Here is a 3347-nt window from a genome sequence, read left to right on the forward strand (position 1 = left end):
GAGAAAAGATACTTAAAAGGTTGAACCGCCGAATACGTGAACCGTACGTTCGGTGGTGTGAGAGGACGGCATGGTGACATGCCTCCTACTCGATTTTGTTTGAGAAATCCAGAGGAAAAACCTGAAAATGAGCCTGATAAAACCAGAAGAAAAGCAGGGGAAATCCCCGAAAATAAAGGGTTTTAGAGAAAGAAAGTCATAAAAAAAGAGCGAAAAAGGGCAGGGGAAAAAGCAGGGGAATATTGTAAGTTTATGTTTGCCTAAAGAAATTGGAAAATGGAAGAAAGGCAGGAATGACAAGGGTTTGTATAATTTGGATAAAGTTTTCTTATGATTTCAAGAAGTTTAACTTCCGTTGTCCACTTCTTACCGATTGCAAAGTAACCCATCCGAATCCGTATAACATCTTCACAATAACGTAAGAAATCTATTAAAGATTCTTCATCGAGCCTTTTATCATCAAATGAATGGGTAATAAGGTAAGGAACTATATCAGAGGGAATAAGTTCTGGTGCATATATTCTCCCTCGTGAACCAATTCCATATCCACAGGCTAATCCATTTATGTAATGTCCATAGATTGAATGGAATTTTGTCCTGTTTAGTGTTTTTCCATATCCATAGTTTGGACAGACTTTATTACACACATGGCATAAATTGTCTTTGAATTGGAGTGTATTTATGAAAGCCTCTCCCATATTGAAACGCAATGATTTAGAAATATCCCCAAACTGACTAAATTCTTCGTTCGAAAGGTATATTTCCAAACCTTTTCTTTGGCATGAGCAATAGCATACAGGACCGTTTTCAGTTTCTTGAAAGCCAAAGAATGAACCAAACCTTGAAGGATAATGGACAATTGGATATGGAAGCTCTTCTTCATAAGTAATACATCCATCTGATTCTAATGTCGGAACAGCTCCTTTCGGTACAATTTTAGAACGCATGTTATTCACTCCGCATTTTCCTTTCTATTAGGCATAAAATGAATATCTGCCTTTTCATATCGGTAAAAAGGATTTATCCCATCCCAATCATCAGACATTTTAATAGATGGCAATTTGGTTGTCTTCTTGCTTTGTAACTGTACAAACAAAGTAATACTTAATCAGAAGGTCATAAATAAATTCCTCTGTTAGTTTTCCAACTAAAGTCATTTCCGAAATCTGCTTTATTTAAAGATTTTTCGGTATCATGTGTTCATAAATCAGGTTCTTTGAAACATTACCTGATTCAATGGCTTTCTTAGCGTTAGGGGTTATATAATCGGACATGCTATGTTTTCCTCTGAATAGTCCTTTTTGTCTAAAATAGCTTTCTGTCAGAAAATAAAGGTCATCTCCAATTCCTTTAGCACTAAGATGATATTTTCTTAAAAAGTCATCGGGGATTTCCTTTTTTAGCATTAATGCTCCAAATAAGTTCTTGCTTAAATGTTGTATGTAATCTTCTCTTTTAAAGACAGAATGAGGATTCCCTTCATTGCAAATAGGATTATTAATTTCAGATTCAAACGCTGGAACAGTTGTTTCTTTCTTAGAAGAAGGAGTATTTCTTTTTTGATAAGCCCCTCTTTTTTTCATATTCCAATTACCACTTCGTTTAATTGCGTACCATATTGCTTTATTTATGGCCGTAGGAATATACGTTTCAAATTCTTTATGATGAAAGGTAGATTGCTTAAACCTTTCTACTAAGTCTGTATTTGTAAAAGCAGCCTCACCTGGCACATTCTTTTCAAAATCGCTTCGTTTAAAGAAAATTTCTTCATTGAGTCTCAATCCAGTCCATCTTTTTATTCTAAATATATCATTCTTTCTATATTCCAGTATATTACATACTCTCCATTGTCTTTAGTCAAAATTTCTCAACAGTACATCCTTGAATTTGGTAAAATAAAGGTATTTTAGATGTATTTCATGCGAGTTCTTTTTTTGATGGGTGGTCTTTAACCGATGAGGAAGATTTTTTATGTTTTCGATGCATAGTGGAGATATTACATAAAAGTGGGTGATCATTGTCTAACGAGTGATTGTAAAAGAAGGTTAGTCTCTTCCCATTGCACAGATTTAAGGACAGAGTCCAATTTCAAGCGGATTGGAGGAGGTTATATTGTTAAAGTTTGTTGATGACTTAGCTGGGGCAATCTATGATATTTTTAAGTTTTTAATCACAAGCCTCTGTTATCTTTTAGCGGGAATGCTTATTGTCGGAGTACCACTATACCTTTTAGCAGTGTTATTTGAATGGCTTTTCTAAGAAAGTTAAACTAATAGGAATGTTTACATTAGAATGTGCAGTTGCATTTTCAATAGCGGTCAGAATAGTTGAAGAAACGATAATGAAAGAAGGACTTTTTATCTTGGTTTAAAAAGGGCAGTAAAAAAAGAGAGGAGGATATGATGATAAGAAGTAAAGTGGCACTCATTTGTTCAGTTGTTATTTTAGGTATATGTATGCATTTATATTTCCCGTTTCCTAATAACGTAATGTTAGAAGCACGTTCCACATTCATGTCGTTTCCAATCCACAATCAAGACGGACTTATTCCTCTTGGTATAATTGGATCCATTTTGTTTATAATCGCCATGATTTTATTTTTCATTGGTATGAAGAAATATCGCTTTCGGACAATTATAATAATTGTGTTTGCATATGCAATTTACCCAATATTCTAATTACGATATACCAAGAAACGTTAGCAAGTGGCATTACGGCCATTTCATACGATGGTAATGGCAACTGCAATTTTGAGTATGTGAGCGAAGACTTATTGAATGGGGAATGTAATTTTGTGTTACATAATCGAAATTGTAAAGATGTATCGTTTGAATTGGAATTTCTGGATTCCTATTTCATGGAAGATGGAGTACGAATGGAGTCACTGATGAATTTAGCGGGTCCATATAGGATAACGATAGAAGCAAATAGTAAAAAGTCTATCCATTTGAAAGAATTAATTGAATTGTCGGATATTCCGAAACATATTGACGGAGAGAAAACACGCATATTTTAGGTCAGTGTCTCTCTTTACTTAAAAGGAGTTATATCGGTTGGGAGGGAGACATGAAATATCCTATTCTAATTATATTGGTTTTACACTAAGTCTTATATTAATTGGATGTAATTTCATGGAAGAACAAGGGGCAAAAAGCATTGCTAAAAATTATTACTCAACTTTCGCACCAAAATAATGGGGGCTAAATGTTGGCTGCATTGAGTTTAAAGTCTATTCATTTTATTGCTTGACACCCTTTTTTAAAATAAAAAAACACCTCAATCTTTGGTATAGTGAGATTGACTAGAAATCACTACCATACAGAAGAGGTGTCCCCTATATGATAGAC

Annotated in this window: 4 protein-coding genes; 2 read left to right on the forward strand and 2 right to left on the reverse strand. The window is 34.2% G+C overall.

Features of this window, described 5'->3' with window-relative positions; genetic code table 11:
• Positions 1 to 260 precede the first annotated feature (260 nt).
• Together J2S13_RS16610 and J2S13_RS16615 are read right to left on the reverse strand one after the other, a co-directional pair.
• A complete protein-coding gene (locus tag J2S13_RS16610) occupies positions 261 to 947 on the reverse strand; it encodes a hypothetical protein (RefSeq protein ID WP_307258958.1) in 687 nt (228 codons plus the stop codon).
• A 228-nt stretch (positions 948 to 1175) separates the two neighbouring features.
• Positions 1176 to 1583 (reverse strand): hypothetical protein, encoded by a 408-nt coding sequence (locus tag J2S13_RS16615; protein WP_307258959.1) that lies wholly within the window; start codon positions 1581 to 1583, stop codon positions 1176 to 1178.
• Positions 1584 to 2112: 529 nt separating this feature from the next.
• Here J2S13_RS16615 and J2S13_RS16620 point away from each other — a divergent pair.
• Together J2S13_RS16620 and J2S13_RS16625 are read left to right on the forward strand one after the other, a co-directional pair.
• Positions 2113 to 2259 (forward strand): hypothetical protein, encoded by a 147-nt coding sequence (locus J2S13_RS16620; RefSeq protein WP_307258960.1) that lies wholly within the window; start codon positions 2113 to 2115, stop codon positions 2257 to 2259.
• 535 nt (positions 2260 to 2794) lie between these two features.
• Complete coding sequence (locus J2S13_RS16625; protein WP_307258961.1) at positions 2795 to 3016, forward strand: hypothetical protein; 222 nt, start codon at positions 2795 to 2797, stop codon at positions 3014 to 3016.
• The last annotated feature ends 331 nt before the right edge of the window (positions 3017 to 3347 follow it).

The organism is Oikeobacillus pervagus, from assembly GCF_030813365.1.
In the GTDB taxonomy this organism is placed as follows: domain Bacteria; phylum Bacillota; class Bacilli; order Bacillales; family DSM-23947; genus Oikeobacillus; species Oikeobacillus pervagus.